The organism is Sphingomonas phyllosphaerae 5.2, assembly GCF_000419605.1.
Taxonomy (GTDB): Bacteria; Pseudomonadota; Alphaproteobacteria; order Sphingomonadales; family Sphingomonadaceae; genus Sphingomonas; species Sphingomonas phyllosphaerae_B.
The window spans coordinates 235,407-255,452 of the sequence record NZ_ATTI01000001.1 but is presented as its reverse complement, the minus strand read 5'-3'; the positions used below and the strand labels follow the sequence as shown (position 1 = coordinate 255,452).

General features: G+C 69.4%; 19 protein-coding genes. 12 read left to right on the top strand and 7 right to left on the bottom strand.

Annotated features, from left to right (window positions below):
- Positions 1-538 precede the first annotated feature (538 nt).
- The 4 genes from SPHPHY_RS0101305 to SPHPHY_RS0101290 form a co-directional block, all read right to left on the bottom strand.
- A complete protein-coding gene (locus SPHPHY_RS0101305) occupies positions 539-1,912 on the bottom strand; it encodes a glutamate--cysteine ligase (RefSeq protein WP_022684910.1) in 1,374 nt (457 codons plus the stop codon).
- A 132-nt stretch (positions 1,913-2,044) separates the two neighbouring features.
- A complete protein-coding gene (locus tag SPHPHY_RS0101300) occupies positions 2,045-2,785 on the bottom strand; it encodes a 16S rRNA (uracil(1498)-N(3))-methyltransferase (RefSeq protein ID WP_022684909.1) in 741 nt (246 codons plus the stop codon).
- The gene (locus SPHPHY_RS22165) at positions 2,785-2,949 is read right to left on the bottom strand and encodes a hypothetical protein (protein ID WP_022684908.1); all 165 of its coding nucleotides are present in this window, start codon (positions 2,947-2,949) and stop codon (positions 2,785-2,787) included. The genes SPHPHY_RS0101300 and SPHPHY_RS22165 overlap by 1 nt, the downstream gene beginning before the upstream one ends.
- Complete coding sequence (locus SPHPHY_RS0101290; RefSeq protein ID WP_022684907.1) at positions 2,946-3,332, bottom strand: DUF2147 domain-containing protein; 387 nt, start codon at positions 3,330-3,332, stop codon at positions 2,946-2,948. The genes SPHPHY_RS22165 and SPHPHY_RS0101290 overlap by 4 nt, the downstream gene beginning before the upstream one ends.
- A 132-nt stretch (positions 3,333-3,464) precedes the next feature.
- Between SPHPHY_RS0101290 and ubiA the strand changes: the two genes are divergently transcribed.
- The 3 genes from ubiA (at position 3,465) to SPHPHY_RS0101275 (ending at position 6,568) form a co-directional block, all read left to right on the top strand.
- Positions 3,465-4,370 (top strand): 4-hydroxybenzoate octaprenyltransferase, encoded by a 906-nt coding sequence (ubiA, locus tag SPHPHY_RS0101285; RefSeq protein ID WP_022684906.1) that lies wholly within the window; start codon positions 3,465-3,467, stop codon positions 4,368-4,370.
- Between the two features lie 64 nt (positions 4,371-4,434).
- Entirely contained in the window at positions 4,435-5,781 is a 1,347-nt protein-coding gene (locus tag SPHPHY_RS0101280; protein WP_022684905.1) for a TldD/PmbA family protein, read from the top strand.
- Positions 5,774-6,568: a 3'(2'),5'-bisphosphate nucleotidase CysQ gene (locus SPHPHY_RS0101275; protein WP_022684904.1), complete on the top strand. Its 795-nt coding sequence runs from the start codon at positions 5,774-5,776 to the stop codon at positions 6,566-6,568. The genes SPHPHY_RS0101280 and SPHPHY_RS0101275 overlap by 8 nt, the downstream gene beginning before the upstream one ends.
- A gap of 127 nt (positions 6,569-6,695) precedes the next feature.
- On the opposite strand, the gene SPHPHY_RS0101270 is transcribed toward SPHPHY_RS0101275, so the two are convergent.
- Positions 6,696-7,475: a sulfite exporter TauE/SafE family protein gene (locus SPHPHY_RS0101270; protein WP_022684903.1), complete on the bottom strand. Its 780-nt coding sequence runs from the start codon at positions 7,473-7,475 to the stop codon at positions 6,696-6,698.
- Positions 7,476-7,569: 94 nt separating this feature from the next.
- A complete protein-coding gene (wecB, locus tag SPHPHY_RS0101265) occupies positions 7,570-8,700 on the bottom strand; it encodes a non-hydrolyzing UDP-N-acetylglucosamine 2-epimerase (protein WP_022684902.1) in 1,131 nt (376 codons plus the stop codon).
- 83 nt (positions 8,701-8,783) lie between these two features.
- Between wecB and gnd the strand changes: the two genes are divergently transcribed.
- From gnd to SPHPHY_RS0101245, 4 genes are read left to right on the top strand one after another with little or no spacing between them, the layout of a single operon-like run.
- A complete protein-coding gene (gene gnd / locus SPHPHY_RS0101260; protein WP_022684901.1) occupies positions 8,784-9,767 on the top strand; it encodes a phosphogluconate dehydrogenase (NAD(+)-dependent, decarboxylating) in 984 nt (327 codons plus the stop codon).
- Positions 9,767-10,573: a Cof-type HAD-IIB family hydrolase gene (locus SPHPHY_RS0101255; protein WP_022684900.1), complete on the top strand. Its 807-nt coding sequence runs from the start codon at positions 9,767-9,769 to the stop codon at positions 10,571-10,573. The genes gnd and SPHPHY_RS0101255 overlap by 1 nt, the downstream gene beginning before the upstream one ends.
- The gene (locus tag SPHPHY_RS0101250) at positions 10,570-11,316 is read left to right on the top strand and encodes an HAD-IIB family hydrolase (RefSeq protein WP_022684899.1); all 747 of its coding nucleotides are present in this window, start codon (positions 10,570-10,572) and stop codon (positions 11,314-11,316) included. Before SPHPHY_RS0101255 ends, SPHPHY_RS0101250 begins: the two co-directional genes overlap by 4 nt.
- A gap of 4 nt (positions 11,317-11,320) precedes the next feature.
- Complete coding sequence (locus tag SPHPHY_RS0101245) at positions 11,321-11,644, top strand: hypothetical protein (protein ID WP_022684898.1); 324 nt, start codon at positions 11,321-11,323, stop codon at positions 11,642-11,644.
- 16 nt (positions 11,645-11,660) lie between these two features.
- Here SPHPHY_RS0101245 and SPHPHY_RS20785 read toward each other — a convergent pair whose 3' ends face one another.
- Complete coding sequence (locus tag SPHPHY_RS20785) at positions 11,661-13,802, bottom strand: metallophosphoesterase (RefSeq protein WP_022684897.1); 2,142 nt, start codon at positions 13,800-13,802, stop codon at positions 11,661-11,663.
- 178 nt (positions 13,803-13,980) lie between these two features.
- On the opposite strand from SPHPHY_RS20785, the gene SPHPHY_RS0101235 reads away from it, so the two are divergent.
- From SPHPHY_RS0101235 to SPHPHY_RS0101215, 5 genes are all read left to right on the top strand, one after another.
- Positions 13,981-14,247, top strand: coding sequence for a spike base protein, RCAP_Rcc01079 family (locus SPHPHY_RS0101235; RefSeq protein ID WP_028056349.1), 267 nt, complete (start codon positions 13,981-13,983; stop codon positions 14,245-14,247).
- Position 14,248: 1 nt separating this feature from the next.
- Positions 14,249-15,400 (top strand): SGNH/GDSL hydrolase family protein, encoded by a 1,152-nt coding sequence (locus SPHPHY_RS0101230; protein ID WP_022684895.1) that lies wholly within the window; start codon positions 14,249-14,251, stop codon positions 15,398-15,400.
- Positions 15,401-15,673: 273 nt separating this feature from the next.
- Positions 15,674-17,278 carry a GMC oxidoreductase gene (locus tag SPHPHY_RS0101225; RefSeq protein WP_022684894.1) on the top strand — a complete coding sequence of 535 codons (1,605 nt, stop codon included), beginning with the start codon at positions 15,674-15,676 and terminating at the stop codon, positions 17,276-17,278.
- Positions 17,275-18,243: an NAD-dependent epimerase/dehydratase family protein gene (locus SPHPHY_RS20780; RefSeq protein WP_196802093.1), complete on the top strand. Its 969-nt coding sequence runs from the start codon at positions 17,275-17,277 to the stop codon at positions 18,241-18,243. Before SPHPHY_RS0101225 ends, SPHPHY_RS20780 begins: the two co-directional genes overlap by 4 nt.
- Before the next feature lie 195 nt (positions 18,244-18,438).
- The gene (locus SPHPHY_RS0101215; protein ID WP_022684892.1) at positions 18,439-19,761 is read left to right on the top strand and encodes a dicarboxylate/amino acid:cation symporter; all 1,323 of its coding nucleotides are present in this window, start codon (positions 18,439-18,441) and stop codon (positions 19,759-19,761) included.
- The last annotated feature ends 285 nt before the right edge of the window (positions 19,762-20,046 follow it).

Here is a 20,046-nt window from a genome sequence, read left to right as displayed (position 1 = left end):
AGCCAGTGTGCTGAAGTTCGCCATCTACGAAAACGGCTACCCTCTGCGCCGTTGCCCAAACGAGCAGATGATCTGTGGTCCACTCTACCTGACCCAGCGGGCAGTCCTCACAAAGGTGATAGTCGATCGAACGGGAGCTTCGATCTCGTCCGCCCACGGCTCAAGCCAGAGATAAAGCGTATCGGGTCCGGGGTTCGAGAGACCCCACTGGTGATCGGCGTCCGTCATCTACGCCAGCATTTCAGATGCAGGGAACGTCCGCTAGTGGGCGAAAGCGGTCATTCCAGCTTTCCCGAAAAGGAACGCGGAGCAAGAAGGGGAGCTTGCCGGCCACGTGGGCGACGTCCCTTTGGCGCCTGTTTCCCGAATGCCTTTTCCCGAAACGGTCGATCGGACATGGAATATCGAGAAGGCAGGACCGTCCAACCGAGGTCCGGCACCGGCATGACCTGGTCTGGCAACAACCGGAAGCGGCGGACGGGCAGCGTTCGCCGGTGTCACCCCATTCGTCGCCGCGAGGCGGGTCGATCGTCGGGCGTCAGAAGCTCGCGTCGCCATAGACGTGCGAGACGTCGCCACCCCATGCGCCGTGATACAGGTCGAGCAACCGCTCGGCCGGCACCTTCCCGGCGCGCACGATCTCGCGCAGCGGCTCCAGGAACCCGGTCTCGTCCTCGCCCGCCCCGCTCAGCCGCGCGCGCGCCTTCAACCCGCCGTGCGCGATGTCGAGCACCATGCCCGCGATGTCACGCAACTGCCCGCCGCCCGGGATCGGCGCCGACAGCCCCAGCTTCGGCACCGCATCGCGCAATGCCTGCCGCTGCTCCAGCGTCCAGTGCTTCACCACGTCCCAGGCCGCATCCAGCGCCACGCCGTCGTAGAGCAACCCGACCCAGAACGCCGGCAGTGCGCAGATCCGGTTCCACGGCCCGCCGTCGGCGCCGCGCATTTCCAGGAAGGTCTTCAGCCGCACCTCCGGGAAGGCGGTCGACAGATGGTCGTCCCAATCCTCGATCGTCGGCTTCTCGCCCGGCAGGACCGACAGCTCGCCGCGCAGGAAGTCGCGGAAGCTCAGCCCCGCCGCGTCGATGTACCGGCCCTCGCGGTAGGCGAAGTACATCGGCACATCGAGCATGTAGTCGGCGTAACGCTCGTACCCGAAGCCGTCCTCGAACACGAACGGCAGCATCCCGGTCCGCGCCGGGTCGGTGTCCGACCAGATGTGGCTGCGATAGCTGAGGAAGCCGTTCGGCTTGCCCTCGGTGAACGGCGAGTTGGCGAACAGTGCGGTGGCGAGCGGCTGCAGCGCCAGCCCGACGCGGAACTTCTTCACCATGTCGGCTTCGCTGGCGTAATCCAGGTTCACCTGGATCGTGCAGGTGCGCAGCATCATGTCGAGCCCCATCGTGCCGACGCGCGGCATGTGGCGCAGCATGATCGCATAGCGGCCCTTGGGCATGATCGGCAGCTCGGCGCGTGTCTTGTCGGGCCACATGCCCAGCCCGAGGAACCCGATGCCCAGCTTCTCGCCCGCTTCCTTCACCTGCGCCAGATGGCGGCCGGTCTCGGCGCACGTCTGGTGGAGGTTCTCCAGCGGCGCGCCCGACAGCTCGAACTGCCCGGCCGGCTCCAGGCTGACCGAACCGTCGGCGCCGGTCAGCGCGATGATCTTGCCGCCCTCCTCGACCGGTCGCCAGCCGTGCGGCTCCAGCGCGTGGAGCAGGTCGCGGATGCCACCCGGCTCGTCCCACGCCGGCGCATGATGGTCGCTGGTGGCATAGACGAATTTCTCGTGCTCGGTGCCGATCCGCCAGCGCTCCGCGGGCTTCTCGCCACTGGCGAAACGGGCGATCAACTGGTCGCGCGATTCGATGACCGCTGCGCGGGTGTCCGAAACGGTCTTGGTCGTCATGGCCGCGCCTTACGCCGCGGCGAACCGGCGCGCTAGGGTGGATCGGCTTGCCGTGGATAAAGCACCGCTGCGGGCGCCTGGGCTCTCCGCGGCGCGCGATATCCTGTCGCCTCGCCGGTCTGCCAGGCGCCCCTACCAGTCCCCCGCCGCCGTCATCCACACCGCGATCGCCGCCGCCGCCGCGGTATCCGCACGCAGGATGCGCGGACCCAGCGCGATGCCCACCGCGGCCGGATGCGCGCGGATCATCGCGCGCTCCTCGTCGTCGAATCCGCCCTCCGGCCCGATCAGGATCGCCGCCGCGCCGCGCCGCGCCTGCATCGCCGCCAGTGCGGGCGCACCGCCCAGTTCGTCGGCGAAGAACAACGCGCGCTCCGCCGGCCATTCGCGCAGCAACGCCGGCAATTTCACCATCTCCGCCACCGCGGGCACGGCCGTGCGCCCGCATTGCTCGGCGGCCTCGATCATGTGCGTGCGCAGCCGCTCGGTATTGGGCTTGTCGACCACGGTGCGACGCGTGACGACCGGCACCAGCCGCGCCACCCCCAGTTCGCACGCTTTCTCCGCCATCCAGTCGACGCGCCCCTTCTTCAGCGGCGCCGCGACCAGCCACAGGTCCGGCACCGCCTCACGCTCGCGCAGCCGCTCGGTCACGTCCAGCGTCAGGTCGCGCTTGCCGACGACGCTCGCCACCGCCAGCCACTCGCCGCTCGCGTCGTCGAACAACTTCACGGGATCGCCCGGCTTCGTGCGCATCACCGACACGAGGTAATGCGCCTGCGCGCCGCCGAGCGTCAGCGGCCCCGGCGCCAGCGGCGTCTCGACATACAGCCGCGGCGTCGAGCGCGGCGGCCAGGCGGGCACCGCCCCCATCATTTCTTCCTTCCCCGTCCGATCAATACGCGCGCGATCAGGAACAGCAGCGCACCGGCCAGCGCGATCCCGAGCACCGAGCCCGCCACCACCCCCGCGACGCGCAGGATGGCATAGAACAGCGCCTCGAAAAACCGGCCGATCGCAACCGAGAGGTGGATCACTTCGCGGCGAGGCGCGTCCAGCGCTGCTCCTTGCAGCCGAACCCGGCGAACAGGCACCCTTCCGCGACCAGCGTGTTGCGCCCCTCCAGCCGCAGCGTGCCGTCCACCTCGCTGCCGACGTCGGGGACGAAGACGCTGCCCGCCCAGCTGCCGTCCTCGTCACGCTCGAACCCGCGGAACAGCGGGGTGCCGACCAGCCGGTCGGTGCCCGCCGCGGCGGCGTCCGCCTTCGCCTTGTCGCTGGCGGCGACCACCGTTCCGCACATGCCCGGTGCGCCGCGGCACGGCGCGACGCGGATGCGGACGCTGTCGGCGGCATTGCGCCAGGTGCCGGCGAGCGGATCGCTGGCGGCGGCGGCGAGCAGGGCGATAAGCGTCAACATGCGGGCGATACTCGTGCGGGCGTTACGTCTTGTCTAGGTAAGGGCGTGCACCCCGCGAACCAATCCTCCGCCGATGCGATCGATGCGACATAAGCCGCTGACGACCGCCGCCGGGCCGGCTATCGAGGCGCAGTGACCGACATCGTTCCCGATAGCCAGCATCGCGGCCTGCTCTCGCTCCTGCCGCCGCGCCTGCGTGTGTTCGCGTCGCTGGCGCGCTTCGATCGCCCGATCGGCTGGTGGCTGCTGTTCTGGCCCGGTGCCTGGGGCGTCGCGCTGGCGGGCGGCACGGTTCAGCGCTGGCCGCTGATGCTGTGGCTGCTGCTCGGCAGCGTCGCGATGCGCGGCGCGGGCTGCGTCTACAACGACATCGTCGACCGCGACCTCGACGCCAGCGTCGCGCGCACCCGCGATCGTCCGTTGGCGAGCGGCGCGGTGTCGGCGAAATCGGCGTGGATCTGGCTGTTGGCGCTGTGCCTCGTCGGATTGGTCGTGCTGCTCCAGCTCCATCTCCCCGCAGCGGTCGTCTCGGTCGCCGCGATCGCGCCGGTCGCCGCCTATCCGTTCATGAAGCGGATCACGTGGTGGCCGCAGGCGTGGCTGGGGCTGGTCTTCTCGTGGGCGGCACTGGTGGGCTGGACCGAAACCTGGGGCAGCCTGACGTGGCCGGGCATCACCCTCTACGCCGGCACGATCTTCTGGGTGATCGGCTATGACACGATCTACGCGCTGCAGGATCGCGAGGACGATGCGCTCGTCGGCATCCGCTCCTCCGCGCTGGCGCTGGGCCGCCACGTCCGCGCCGGCGTCACGTTCTGCTACGCGCTCGCGGTCGCGTTGTGGGCGGCGGCGTTATGGCAGGTCCGCGCCGACCCGCTCGTGCTCGCCGCGCTCGCGCCCGTCGCGCTGCACCTCGGCTGGCAGGTCGCGACCCTCCGCGAAGGCGACGGCGCCGGCGCGCTGCACCGCTTCCGTAGCAACCGCGCCGCGGGGCTGTTGATGTTCCTCGCCTGTCTCGTGGTCGGCACGCGCATCTAATCCGCACGCGGGCGCGTTGTATCGTGATATGGCAACCGCACCCATTCGCCCCTAGATCGCTACGATGCTGACCCCCGATCAGGCGCAGGAACGCGCCGCCGACCTCGTCCGCCGCGCAACAGCGGCGGGAGCTGACGCCGCCGACGCGGTCTTCTCCGCGCACGGCTCCACCGAAGTCGCGGTGCGGCTCGGCAAGCTGGAGGACGTCGGCCGCTCCGAGGGCGAGGACCTCGGGTTGCGCGTCTTCGTCGGGCAGCGCTCGGCGAGCGTGTCCACTTCCGACCTGTCGGTCGCCGCGATGGACGCATTGGTCGAACGCGCCGTCGCAATGGCGCGTGAGGCGCCGGAGGATCGCTGGGCCGGGCTTGCCCCGCAGGAGCGCCTGCTCCACGGCGCGCCGCCACTGCTCGACCTTGCCGACAGCCACGCCTGCACGCCGGAGGATCTGCGCGCCGCGGCGTTGCGCGCCGAGGATGCGGCACGCGGGGTGGAGGGTGTGAGCAACAGCGAGGGCGCGGGTGCCGCCGTCTCCGAAAGCGTCTGGGCGCTCGCCACCAGCCACGGCTTCGCCGGCAGCTACGCCACCACCGGGTTCAGCGTCTCGGCCAGCGTCATCGCCGGCGAAGGCAGCGCGATGCAGCGCGACTATGCCTTCCACTCCGCGCGCCACCGCGCGCATCTGGATGCGCCCGAACTGATCGGGCAGCTTGCGGGCGAGCGTGCGGTAGCGCGGCTCGACCCGGGCGTCGTCCGCAGCGGTGCGATGCCGGTGGTGTTCGACCCGCGCGTCGGCGCCAGCCTGATCGGGCATCTCAGCGGCGCGATCTCCGGCACGTCGATCACGCGCCGCACCAGCTTCCTGCTCGACGCGCTCGGCACCGCGGTGTTCGCGCCCGGCGTCACGATCCGCGACGATCCGCATCGCCCGCATGGACTCCGCTCGCGCCCGTTCGATGGTGAGGGACTGCCGGTCTCGCCGATGGCGATCGTCGAGGCGGGGATGCTGGAGACATGGCTGCTCGACAGCGCGTCCGCGCGGCAATTGGGGCTGGAGCCGACCGGCCATGCCGCGCGCGGGATCGCCGGAGCACCGGGCGTGTCGACCAGCAACCTCTACATGGAGGCCGGCAAGGTGCCGGTCGCGACGTTGATCGCCGACATCGCGGAAGGCGTCTACATCACCGAGATGATCGGGCAGGGCGTGAACCCGGTGACCGGCGACTACAGCCGCGGGGCGGCCGGCTTCGCGATCCGCGACGGCCAGCTCGCCGGCCCGATCGCCGGCTTCACGATCGCCGGCAACCTGCTCGCCATGTACCGCGAACTGACCCCGGCCAACGACCTGGTGTTCCGTCAGGGGGTCAACGTGCCGACGCTGCGGATCGACGGGATGACGATCGCCGGTGGCTGATCGCCCGCGCCCCGACAACGCGCTTGCCGATGCCGTCGCCACCGTCGCGCGCGAAGCGGGGCAGATGGCGATGGCCCGCTGGCGCACTGACTTCGCGCGCTGGGAAAAGGAACCCGGCAGCCCGGTGTGCGAGGTCGATCTCGACGTCGACCGGATGCTCCACGCGCGGCTCGGCGCCTTGCTGCCCGACGCGGGCTGGCTCTCGGAGGAGACCGCCGACAACCCGGCCCGGCTTGCGCGCCGGCGCGTGTGGGTGGTCGACCCGATCGACGGCACGCGCGATTATATCCGTGGGCGTGCCGGCTGGTGCGTGTCGGTGGCGCTGGTCGAGGATGGCCGCCCGGTGATCGGCGTGCTCGATGCGCCGGCGCGCGGTGAGGTGTGGCGCGCGGTCGCGGGCGGCACGGCGACGCGCAACGGGGTGGTGGTGACCGCGGGTCGGCGCGACGTGCTGCCCGGCGCGCGCGTGCCGGTCGACGCGCTGCCGAAGGTCGACCGCGACCTGACCGCGGTCGAGAAACCGAATTCGATCGCCTTGCGGGTGGCGATGGTCGCCGACGACCGCGCCGACCTGGTCGCCACGCTGCGGTGGGGCAATGAATGGGACATCGCCGCCGCGGTGCTGGTCGCGGAGGCGGCAGGCGCCTCGGTCAGCGACGCGCTCGGGACGCCGTTGCTCTTCAACAAGCCCGATCCGCGCGCGTACGGTGTGCTGGTCAGCACCGCCGGCATCCACGCCGCCGCGGTCCTGCGCCTGTCCGACCGCGTCCGCGCGGCGCTGGGCTGAGCTCACGCGCTTCCGTTCGCCCCCGAGGCGACCCGACCCCGGCGATGGACGACGGGTAAAGAACTGTCCTCCGGCTGCGCGCGGGATGATGCGCCGGCCGACGTGCGCACCTGCGGGCCGATCGGGCCTAGCGTAGCAGCCGCAGCCCCACGATCAGCAGCACCAGCGCCAGCGCCGGAGTGACCACCCGTTCGGGCAGGCGATCGGTCAGCTTCGCCCCCAGGATCACGCCGGGCACCGACCCGAGCAGCAGCGAGGCGAGCAGCGGCAGGTTGATATTCCCGATCACCGCATGTCCGATCCCGCCGATCAGCGCGACCGGCACCGCGTGCAGGATGTCGGTCCCGACCAGCCGCTTCGCGTTGAGCCGGAACGGATAGAGCATCAGCAGCAACGTCGCGCCCAGCGCCCCCGCGCCCACCGAGGTCAGCGTGATCAATGCTCCCAGCAGCGCGCCCGCCGCTGCGGTCAGCAGCGGTTGCCAGCGCAACAGCGCCTCGGTCCGCGCCCCCTCCGCGCGTGCGAACCGCCGCGCGAGCCGGGTGCGAAACGGCGTCAGCACCGCGGAGAGCACCAGCGTCACTCCGAGCACGCGCACGATCAATCCGCCGCTCTCCGCCTTCTGGCCATGCCCCCACAGCCACCACAGGGTGAGCGCGACCGCCGGCAGGCTGCCCCAGCACAGCCGCCGCACGATCGCCCAGTCGGCGTTGTTCTGGCGGTGGTGCATCGTTCCGCCGACGATCTTGGTGATCGCCGCGAACCACAGGTCGGTGCCGACGGCGGTCGCCGGCGCGACCCCGAACAGCAGGATCAGCACCGGCGACATCAGCGACCCGCCACCGACCCCGGTCAGCCCGACGATCGCACCGACCAGAAAGCCCGCCAGCGTGCTCAGCGGATCCACGAATGCCTGCCCCTCTTCATCGCCGCTACGTGCGTCGGCATGGGCCCGCGGTGCAAGCGCGGAAAAGCATCGGGTGACGAAGCTGGAGCCGCAGTCACCCCGCCATCGCCGTCGCCAGTATCGCCGCGATGCGGGTCGCGGCGTGTCCGTCGCCGTAGCAAAGCCGCGGCACCGCCATCGCGGCATGGGCGTCGCCGTCGTCGAGCAGCGCGCTCGCCTCGGTGACGATGCGCGCCGCATCGGTGCCGATCAACCGTGCGCCGCCGGCTGCTATGCCCTCCGGTCGCTCGGTCCGGTCGCGCAGCACCAGCACGGGCACGCCCAGCGCCGGTGCCTCCTCCTGCACGCCGCCCGAATCGGTCAGGATCAGCGTGCTCGCCGCCATCAACCGCACGAACGACGGGTAAGCGAGCGCAGGCACCAGCGCGACGTTGCAATGCGTGCCCAGCTTGTCGGACAGCGCATCCGCCACCACCGGGTTCGGGTGCAGCGACACCACGATGCCAATGTCGTCGCGGGCCGCCAGCCGCAGCAGCGCGTCGCCGATCGCCGCCAGCGCGGCGCCATGGTTCTCGCGCCGGTGCGCGGTGACGGTCACGATCCGCCGGCCCGCGAACCGCGCCAGGACCCGTTCCGCTTCCTGCGCCAGCGCCGGTCGGGCGGTGATGCGCGCCTGCATCAGCCGCAACGCATCCGCCACGGTATTGCCGGTCATATGGATCGCCTCGGCCGCCACGTTCTCCGCGCGCAACGCCGCTGCCGCGGCCGGGGTCGGGGCGAAGTGCAGGTCGGCCAGCACCCCGGCCACGCGTCGGCTCCCTTCCTCCGGCCAGGGGGCGGACAGGTCGCCGCTTCGCAGCCCGGCTTCGACATGCGCGACCGGCACGCCCCGCAGGTGCGCGGCCAGGGTCGCGGCCAGCGTGGTGAGCGTATCGCCGTGCACCAGCACGCGATCGGGCCGTTCGCGCGCGATCGCGGCACCGATCGTGACCAGCATCGTCGCAAGTCGTCCCTCGAGCGACCGTTCGTCACCGGACACGCGCAAATCCTCGTCCGGCACGATCCCGAACGCCCCCAGCATCTGGTCCAGCAACTCGCGATGCTGCCCGCTGACCAGCAAACGCGTGTCGATGCGCGGCTGCGCACGCAGAGCCGCTAGCACCGGTGCCATCTTCACTGCCTCCGGGCGGGTGCCGAAGATCACGAGCAGGCGGGGGTTTCGCACGAACCGGGCGCTCCCTAGGGTTGTTGCGGCGTCGGAACCAAGCGCCGGTGCGGATGATTAAGCGGCCAGCGAGGAGGTACGCAATGCGACTGGTGATGATCGGCCTCGGCCGAATGGGTGGCAACATGGCACGCCGCCTGATGAAGGCGGGTCACGAGATCGTCGCCTATGACCGCGACGCGCAAGCGGTGGAGAAGCTGGTTGCCGATGGCGCGATCGCGGCGACCTCGGTCGATGATGCGCGCGCCAAGGCCAGCATCCCCGCCATCTGGTGGGTGATGCTGCCGCACGGTGAGATCACCGATGGCATGGTCGACCAGATCGCCGCCGGCAGCGCGGCGGGCGACATCGTGATTGATGGCGGTAACAGCTTCTACAAGGACGATATCCGCCGCGCCAAGACGCTCGCCGAAAAAGGCGTCCACTACGTCGATGTCGGTACGTCCGGCGGCGTGTGGGGGCTTGAACGCGGTTATTGCATGATGATCGGCGGCCCCGAACAGGTCGTGCGCGATCTCGATCCGATCTTCTCTGCCCTGGCACCCGGCATGGGCACGATCCCGCGCACGCGCGGCCGTGCCGAGAGCGGTGCGGATGCGCGCGCCGAAAACGGCTATATCCATGCCGGTCCGGCGGGTGCGGGCCATTTCGTCAAGATGGTTCACAACGGCATCGAGTACGGCCTGATGCAAGCCTATGCCGAGGGATTCGACATCCTGAAGGGCAAGGTTTCCGAGCGGCTTCCCGAGGATCAGCGCTACGACCTCAACCTGTCCGACATCGCCGAGGTATGGCGGCGCGGCAGCGTTATTTCGTCGTGGCTGCTCGATCTCACCGCCGACGCGCTGACGACGGACGGCAAGCTCGAAAAGTTCAGCGGCAACGTCGCCGACTCGGGCGAGGGCCAGTGGACGATCGAGGCGGCGATGGAGGAGGCGGTTCCCGCCAACGTGCTGACCACCGCCTTGTTCGCGCGCTATCGCAGCCGCGTCGAGCATACCTTTGGCGAAAAGGTGTTGTCGGCGATGCGCTTCGGGTTCGGCGGGCACGTCGAGATGCCGCAGTAATGGCGATCCGCCTGCTGGTGTCGGACCTCGACGGAACGTTGGTCGACAAGGACAAGCGACTCACCGCCGCGACGATCGCGGCGGTGGATCGGCTGCGCGCCGCGGGCGTCGGCTTCACCGTCATCAGCGCGCGGCCGATGTCGGGCATCCGCCCGCTCCTCGAACCGCTGAAACTCGACGGCGACGTGGCGGCGTTCAACGGCGGCATCGTCTTTCGCCGCGACGGCACGATCGTCAGCCACGTCACGATCCCCGCGGAGATCGCGCGCGGCGTCCTCGCGATGGCGGACGGCGTCGACACATGGGTCTTCGCGGACGACCAATGGTACGCCAGCGACGGTGACGGTCCGCACACGCAAAGCGAGCGTCGCAGCAGCGCGCAGGAGCCAGCGGTGGTCGCGTCATTCGACGACCTGCTCGATCGCGCCGACAAGATCACCTTCGTCAGCGACGACGAGGCCGCGCTGCACGCGCTCTACGAACGCGTCCACGCGGCGTTCGGCGAACGCGCCACCGTCGCGCAGTCGCAGACCTATTATCTCGACGTCACCGCGCTCGCCGCCAACAAGGGCGACGGCATCGCCGCGCTGGCGAAGGCGCTCGACGTCGACCTCGGCGATACGGCGGCGATCGGCGATCAGGCCAACGACCTGCCGATGCTGGCACGTGCGGGGCTGTCGATCGCGATGGGGAACGCGCCCGATGCGGTGAAGGCGAAGGCGCACTCCACCACTCGCGCGAACGACGAAGATGGCGTAGCGCACGCCATCGAAACGATCATCCTGCCCCGCGGAGATACTGAATGAAGAAGCTCGTCGCCTTCGATCTCGACGGCACTCTCGCACTCAGCAAGCAACCGCTGAAGGACGACATGGGCGAGACGCTGGCCGACCTGCTGATGGTCGCGGACGTCGCGGTGATCTCGGGCGGCGACTGGCCGCAGTTCGACAAGCAGGTCGCCAGCCGCCTGCCCGCGCGCGCCGATCTGAAGCGGCTGTGGCTGATGCCGACCACCGGCACCAAGCTGTTCACGCACAAGGACGGTTCATGGCAGACGGTCTATGCCGAGCTGTTCGACGAGCCTGAGAAGCAGAAGATCATCGCCGCTTTCGGTGAGGCGCTGGAAGCCACCGGGTTCGTACCGGAGAAGACGTGGGGCGAGCGGATCGAGGATCGCGGCAGCCAGATCACCTTCTCCGCGCTCGGCCAGGAAGCGCCGCTCGATGCCAAGGAGCATTGGGATCCGGACTTCGCCAAGCGCAAGGTGATCCAGGCCGACCTGCGCAAGCGCTTGCCCGGTCTCGCGATCAACATGGGCGGATCGACCTCGATCGACATCACGCGGGAGGGGGTCGACAAGGGTTACGGCCTGCGCAAGCTGGCGGAGGAGAGCGGCTTCGCCTTGTCGGACATGCTGTTCATCGGCGACGCGATCTTCCCGGGCGGCAACGACTATCCCGCGCACGAGGCGGGGGTGGATTGCGTCCGCGTTCGTGACCCGCAGGAAACCATCAGCGTCGTGACCGCGATCGTCGCCTGCCAGAAGTGACCCGGTGATCGACGTACCGGGGCTGTACGCCCGCTTCATTTCCTGGATCGGCGACGGCACCGGTACCACCGACACCGTTCTGCACATCCACGCCGGGATGGCGGTGCTGATGATCGCGCGCATCGTGACGCGTCGCTCGCTCGGCACCTTCATCCCGCTGTCGGTGGTGATGCTGGCAGAGTTGACGAACGAAGTCCTCGACCGGCTTCATTACCATAGCTGGCGGTGGTGGGACACGATCCCGGATATCATCAACACGCTCTTCTGGCCGACGGTGATCTGCATCGCCGTCCGCCTGCGCCCGATGCGCCCGGCGCGGCGCCGCTGAAGCGACGCGCGGCCGGTCAGCGCGTCGTCATCAACCGCACCGGTCCGCCATCGAAGCGCGCCGCGGTGAGCACGCCCGTCGCATAGGCACCGCTGTCGAGGCAGATCCGCCCCGGCGCGCCGTACGCCTCGTCCTGCGGGGTATGGCCGTGGACGATCAGCAGGCCGGCGTCGACCGGCGTGCTCAGAAACTCCTCGCGGATGTAGAGGATGTCCTTCAGCTTCTGTCGATCGAGCGGCACGCCCGCGCGCAACCCGGCATGGACGAAGATCAGTTCGCCCTGCACGATATGCTGCTCCAGCCCGCGCAGCCAGGCGTCGTGCGCGGGCGGCACCGCCGCGCGCAACCGCTCGCGCGCCACCGCCCAGCCGTCCGCATTCTCCGGCGCGTCGACACCGTATGACGCGAGTGTCGTCATCCCGCCGTGGCGGCCCCAGCTTTGCCCGCTGCTGCGTTCGTCGAGGAACGCGACCATCGCATCCTCGTGGTTGCCGAGCACCGACCGCCATTCGATCGTCTCGTCCGCCGACAAGGCGAGGATGCGCTCGATCAGTTGCGCCGACGCCGGGCCCCGGTCGATGTAATCGCCCAGCAGCACGATCATCGGCTTGCCTTCGTAGCCGCCGGGATGGGCCGCGATGTCGGCGCGGATCCGCGCGATCAGCTTGTCGAACAGGTCGACGCGCCCGTGCAGGTCGCCGATCGCATAGATCAGCCGCCCGCCGGTGTCGGGCGTGCCGAGCAGTGACACCAGCGCCTCACCCGTGACGTCGCCGACCGGCTCGACGGACGGCGAAGGCGCCGTGGCAAGCGACCGCGCCGCGGAGGATTCCGACCGTCGCCGCCGTGGCGCCTCCGTAACCTCGGCATCGGGCGCCGCTGCCCTGGATCGCCGACGTCGCGCCTCTTCCGGGGCGACGCGGAGCAGCGTTCCGAACACCACCAGCGCCAACGCATTGTGCGCGGTCAACAGCGTCCCCTCGAACGAGAACCACACCAGCAGCACGAACGCCAGCGCGCGGTCCGGCGCGCGGTGGAACAGGCAATAGATCACCCAGCCGTAGAAAAGGATCGCGCTCAACAACCCGTATTCGATCGCCACCTTCACGAACGGCCACCAGATGAAATTGCCGCCCTTCTCGATCTGTCCGGCACCGATGCCGGCGATCAGTCCACGGGGATCGCGCAGGAACTCCAGCAGCCGCTCGGCGGGCAGGATGAAGCGCATGTTGGCACTGGTGCCGTTATGCTTGTATTCGTCCATGCGCGAGCTGACGATATCGAACCAGCCGAGCCGGAACGCGATCACGCACACCACCAGCAGGATCGCGAGCATCACCACCGCATTGCGCAGCCGCAGGCGACCCAGCAGCACCGGCAGCGTCGCGGCCATCAACAGCGCGCCCGTGCCGGCCATCGTCATCAGCAGCCCGCCGGTCAGCACGATCAGCCGGATCGGGCGCCGGAACAGCGTCAGTTCGATCGCGAGCGCCACCGCGATGAATTGCGACAGCAGCGACACTTCGAGGAAGACGACCGCGTTCGGCTTCATGAAGCGCGAGCCGTAGATGATCGGCTGGATGTAATTGTAATCGGGCACCAGCCACGGTGCGGGGATCAGCAGGTTGAGGTTCGGCCACGCACGCCACGAAATCGTCAGCTGGATCAGGTGCTGCGCCAGCGTGACGCCGACGAACCCGAGCATGACGGTGATGTAGAGGTTCATGCAGCGCCGGTAATTGGCGGCGCTTGTCTCATATTGGATCACGAACGGCGCATAGAGTGCGGCGAACAGCATCAGGCTGGACGCGCTGTAGCGCGGGGCCAGGAAGAAAGTGGAAAAGGACGCGACCAGAAAGGCGAGGAAGAAGCCGCCGATCCGCACCGGATCGAAGCGCGGGCGCATCAGGATCGGCGCGAACGCGATGGCACCGGCGAACAACGGCAGCACCACCGGCACGAAGCCGCCGCCCGCGAGCGGCCACGCGAATTTCTGAAGCACGACGACGCCGATCACCCCGATCGCGAACATCGCCAGCACCACCTTGTCCTCGAACGACGGCGGCGTCGCGGTGGCATCGGCCACCGTCACGCGCGGCGCATCGGCGCGTTCCGGCCGGGAGACGGACGCAGCATCGAGGGTCAGCGATCGGGCCATCGGGTAACGCACTTCCGTGATGATGGGGGTTGGCGGGCGGTCAACGCGCTCGACGCTAAAGCGTAAGCGCTTCCCCGCCAATTGAAAAGGCGCGCGCACCTACCGGCGCACAAGGGGGCTGTCCTACAAGCATGTAGCGAACATAAAGGGAACATTCCATACGATGGAGGATGTGACGATGCCCGACCGGTTTCAGAACAACGCCGATAATGCCACCGCGCCCGCGACCGCGCCGTTTGCGATAGTGCCCGACGACGCCACTCCACTGCCGTCGGTGCCGAAGGGCATCTATGTCGGCGGGGGCGGTACGATCACGCTGCGCGGGGTGGGCGGCACCGAGGACGTGACCTACCGCAACTTGCCGGACGCCAGCTACGTCGCGGTGCGCGCATTATACGTCCGCGCCACCGGCACCACCGCCACCAGCCTGATCGCGGAGGCCTGAGATGACGCGGACCTCGGGGTCGATCGGCGGCGCGGTAAGCGCCGCGTCGCTGGCACGCGTCGGTGCGCCGGTACCGGCCGTGGAAAGGGCCGCGCCCACCGCGCTGCTGGCATGGGCGGCGGCGCGCGGACGGGTGCGCACCGGCATGGCCGATGCGGCGCGGATCGCGTTCGTCGGCGACAGCAAGACGATGGGAGCAGGTGCGGGAACGGGTGCGGGCACCGCGGGAGCATTTGCGCGCAGCCGCCCGGCACGCGTCGCCGCGCTGCTTGCGGCGGGCGGCCTCCCGATCCGGGGCGACAGCTTCTTCGGCTGCGCGGGGCTGGGCAGCATCGCCGAGGTACTCGCCTATGATCCGCGACGAAGCGGGTTTTCGGGCTGGAGCGGCGGCAGCAATTCGCTGGGTGGCGCGGCGCTGAGCGCGTCGAACGGCAATCCCGGCAAGTTCCAGCCGGCCGCACCGGTCGATCGCTGCTCGGTGTTCATCCGCAGCGGCACCGACCGCCCCGCCTTCACGGTCGCGAAGGGCGGGGAAAGCGTGACGCTGGTCCCGGCCGGCGCGGTCGGCGGGTTCGCGCGCCTGGAGGCGAGCTTCACGACGCGCGACGCCAGCCCGATCGTGGTGACGCGGACCGGGCCGGCGAGCAACCTGCAACTGGTCGGCATGGTGGCGTGGGACAGCACGCGCGCGGGGATCGAGGTTGCCAACTTCGGCGTCTTCGGCGTCACCTCGGCCTTCCAGGCCGATACGAGCGCCGCGTTCTCGCCCGCTGCCGCGCTGGCAGTCTATGCGCCGCACCTCACGGTCGTGAACCTCGGCACCAACGACATCGCGCAGAATCTCGCGATGGCCACGTGGCTGGCGAACGTGCGCGCGATCGTCCAGCAGGCGCGGGCGAGCGGCAGCGTGATCCTCACCTGGCCCGCCGTCGGCGGCAGCGCTCCGACCGGCGGTCCCGATGCACTGCGGGCGCAGTGGCGGACGGCGTTGCGCGCGCTCGCCTTCGACAACGATTGCCTGTTCGTCGACGAGGAAGCGCTGCTCGGCGGTCGTGCCGTCGCGCAGGCGAGCGGCGCGTTCGCCGACGGGCTCCACGAAACGGCATGGGCCTATGACGTGCAGGCCGCCGCGATCGCGCGCGCCATTCTCTAGGCGGGATCGAAAGCCATCGCGTCGCCGCGGGCCTGCCGGCGGCGTGAATGGGGGTATGAAGAGCGGAAACCACGTTGGTGCGTCGATCCCGCCCAAAGCCGACCGGTACCAGGCGGCCGACCTCTAAGCGACTGGTTCGCATCACGATCGACGGCCCCGTCTTCGCTCCGAATCGGGGCAATACGGGGCCGTCGTGCTTGCCCCGGCGCGCGGGCGTGCTACCCCGGTGCCGAGCAAGCCCCGGGAGACAGCGTGCGAGCCGATAGCAGCGAATTGACCGCCCCACCCGCCCCCGCCGACGTGTGCATCGTCGGGACGGGCGCGGCGGGACTGACGCTTGCGGCGCGCTGTGCCGCGTTCGGGCTCGAGGTGCTGGTGCTGGAAGCGGGCGGTGCGCGGCTGGAACCCGCGGTGCAGGATGCGTATGCCGGCGACGTCGCCGACGCGCGCGTCCACTGGCCGCCCGACACATACCGCATCCGCGCGCTCGGCGGGACGACCTCGCTGTGGGGCGGGCGCTCGATCCCGTTCGATCCGATCGATTTCGAGCAGCGCGACTGGGTCGCGCATTCCGGCTGGCCGATCGGTTACGATGACGTCGCGCCTTATTATCCTTCCGCGATGGAGGCGGCGGAGGCCGGCGCGTTCGATCACACGCCCTCCGCGCCGATCGTCCCCGGGCTTGACGGTGAGTGGCTTCACACCACGATCGAGCGCTTCAGCCGCCCGACGGACTTCTGGACGCGCTACGGCAAGCAACTGACCGCCGCGCCGAACGTACGCGTGCTCACCCATGCGCCGGTCACCGCGGTGCGGCTCGCCGCCGACGGCAACAGCGTCGACCATCTCGCGGTGCGCGCGCCGGACGGCAGCGACTGGCAGGTCCGTGCGCGGCATTACGTGCTGGCGGCGGGCGGGCTGGAAACCGCGCGGCTGCTGCTCGCCTCGGATGATGTACAGCCCGACGGGGTAGGCAACACCGGCGGCTGGCTGGGGCGCGGCTATATGTGCCACCTCGCCGCCACGTTCGGGATGGCGCACTTCACCGGCGCGCCGCGCAGCATCGGCTTCGACTATGAGCGCGATGCCGAGGGGATCTACATCCGCCGCCGGATCGCGCCGACGCCGGAGGCACAGCGCGCGCTCCGGCTGCTCAACGGCACCGCGCGGCTGCATATCCGCGACGCCAACGATCCCGCGCACGGCGATCCGGTGCTGTCGCTGATGTTCCTGGCCGCCTTTGCGGTGAAGTATGAGTACAGCCGCGGCGCACGCGAGGCGGACCGCTCGCTCGGTCCGTACCTGCGCCACATCGCGAACATCGCGCGGCATCCGCTGCAACTCGCCAATTTCGTGCGCACCTGGGGCGTGAAGCGCTATCTCGCCTCGCGCCGCATACCGTCGATCGCGTTGCCGTCGCGCGACAATCGCTATCCGCTGGAATTCGTCAGCGAGCAGTCGCCGAACTGGGACAGCCGCGTGCAACTCACCTCGGCGCGCGACGCCCTGGGGATGCGGCGCCTGCTTGTCGACTGGCGCGTCGCATCGGCGGACTTCGATTCGGCGCGCGCCACCTACCGGCTGATGCGTGACGAACTCGCGCGCACCGGCACCGGCACGCTGACCTATGACGAGGACGCGCTGAAAGACGCGCTGCTCGACGCCGGCGCCTATGGCGGTCACCATAGTGGCACCACGCGCATGTCCGCCACGCCGCGCGACGGCGTCGTCGATCGAGACTGCCGCGTTCACGGCGTCGCCGGGCTTTATGTCGCCAGCGCTGCGGTCACGCCGACCTCCAGCCAGGCCAATCCGACGCTGACCGCAATCGCGCTCGCATTGCGGCTCGCCGACCATTTGAAGGAGCAGTGCCGGTGACGGGCAAGGTGCTGGTGACCGGTGCGGGCGGCTTCGTCGGCCGGCGGGTGGTAGCGGCGTTGCAGGCGGCGGGCGTTCCGGTGGTCGCGGCGTACCGTCGTCCGCCCGCCGGCGGCCGGGCGCTCGACGTGCTCGACCCCAAGACGCTCGCGGTGGCGATGCCGGGGATCGAGACGGTCGTCCACACCGCGGTGGGCGGGCCGCGCGACACGCGCGTGATCGTCGACGGCACGCGCAACACGCTTGCCGCCGCGCGCGCCGCCGGCGTGAAGCGCTTCGTCCAGCTCAGTTCGGTCGCGGTCTATGGCGCCGTTCACGGCCATGTCGACGAGGATACGCCGATCGACCGGCCGCACGGCGCTTACGGCGCGGCGAAGGTCGCGGCGGAGGCTGCCTGCCATGCCGCCGCCGATGCGATGGCGGTGGCGATCATGCGACCGACGCTGATCTACGGGCCCGGCAGCGCGGCCTGGACGACGCTCTATCTGGACCGGCTGCTCGACGGCGGATGGCCGGTGCTCGGCGCCGCAGGGCAAGGCGACGCCAACCTGGTCCATGTCGACGACCTCGCCGGCTTCATCGTCCATCTCGCAAGCGCCGCCGCGCCGGTTTCCGGGGTTTTCAACGTCAACGGCGCCGACATCCCGACGTGGGACGCCTATCTGGAAGCCTTGCGCGACGCGGTGCAGGCGCCGCGTCCGCACGGCCGCCTGCCCGGTCGGCCGATGCTGATCGCGCGCAAGGCGGCCAAGGCGCTGGGCGCCGTCGCGGAACGCGCCGGCACGTCGCTCGCCCCGCTCGACCGCTTCGTCGCGCGCATTCCGTCGCATGACGAAGTCGCGCGCTTCCGCACGCCGGTCCGCTACGCGATCGACCGGATGCTGGCGACCGGCTACCGGCCGCGCATGTCCGTCGCGCAGGCGGTTGCGGACATCGCGGCCTGGGACCGTGCCGGTCGCCCGTGACGTGCGGATTGCAGCACGAGCCGATCGCGACGCGGGCGGATTCCCGCACGCCTCGCGACGGAATGCCTACACCCCTGCTGAAATAACGGGCATTATCAACCGCTTGAAGAGGCCGAACAACGTCCTTTCGCACGCGGGGTAATCCGCGTTAGCCTCACCCCAAGACGTCCGTCAGCGTGGACGCGAGGAGAGGTTATGCACGCCACCACCATTCCGCCGGAGGCCGAGGGCCCGCGGCGACTTCACCACCACCTGTATGTGCAGGTGCTGATCGCGATCGTCGCCGGCGCGATCCTCGGCCACTTCTACCCGCAACTCGGCGAAGCGCTGAAGCCGCTCGGCGACGGGTTCATCAAGCTGGTGAAGATGGTGATCGCTCCCGTCATCTTCCTGACCCTGGTCAGCGGCATCGCGGGTCTGCGCGAACTCCGTGCGGTCGGTCGCGTCGCGGGCAAGGCGTTCGGCTACTTCCTCTTCTTCTCCACCCTCGCGCTGATCGTCGGCATGATCGTCGCCAATGTCGTCCAGCCCGGCGCGGGGATGAACATCAACCCCGCCACGCTCGATGCCGGCAAGATCGCCGATTATGCCGAGAAGGCGCATGACACGACGCTGACGGGCTTCGTGCTCAACATCATCCCCGACACGCTCGTCTCCGCACTCGTCCAGGGCAACATCCTGCAGGTCCTACTGGTCGCGATCCTGTTCGGCGTCGCACTCAGTCTGGTCGGCGAACCGGCGCGCCCGATCCTCGATTTCATCGAGCGGCTGAACATCGTCGTCTTCCGCATCGTCGCGATCCTGATGCGCGTCGCCCCGCTCGGTGCGTTCGGCGCGATCGCCTTCACCGTCGGCAAATACGGCGTCGGCAGCCTCGTCAATCTCGGCGGGCTGGTCGCGACCTTCTACCTGACCTCGGCGCTGTTCGTGTTTGGCATCCTCGGGATCGTCGCGCGGCTGCACGGCTTCTCGATCCTGCGCCTGCTCGCCTATCTGAAGGGCGAGCTGCTGCTGGTGCTCGGCACCTCGTCGTCGGAGCCGGCCTTGCCGGGGCTGCTGACGAAGCTGGAGGCGGCGGGTTGCGACCGCGGCGTCGTCGGCCTCGTCGTACCGACCGGCTATTCGTTCAACCTCGACGGCACCAACATCTACATGACCCTCGCCGCGCTGTTCATCGCGCAGGCGTGCAACGTCGAGCTGACGATCGGCCAGCAATTGCTGCTGCTGGGCGTCGCGATGCTGTCGTCGAAGGGCGCGGCAGGCGTCACCGGCGCAGGCTTCATCACGCTGGCCGCAACGCTGTCGATCGTGCCCACCGTGCCGGTCGCAGGCATGGCGCTGATTCTGGGCGTCGATCGCTTCATGAGCGAGTGCCGCAGCCTGACCAACTTCGTCGGAAACGCCGTCGCGGCGATCGTGGTCGCGCGATGGGAAGGAAAATTAGATCGCGACGCGCTCGACGATGCACTGGCCGGTCGGCCGCGGACGGTGCCTGCAACGGCCCAGCCGGCGGAATAGACCGGGGAGCGACGGGTGCCCGAAGCGCCCGTTGCCGCGCCTCCATATGTCTGTGTAATTCCTAGACTTTTAACATTTGTTGCGCGATGGATTAATATCGAGAAGTCACTGCAGGGTACGCTTTCGCACCGTCCCCGCCACCCTCGTGCAAGAGCTGCGCGCCGTAATTATGCTGGCTTTGTAATGAAGCAGCAATGGTACAGAAACAGCTCTGCCCAGGCGATACCTTGTATCTTTCGTTCCTTTTGTGCGACACATGCTTTTGCGAAGCATCACACGCGGCCA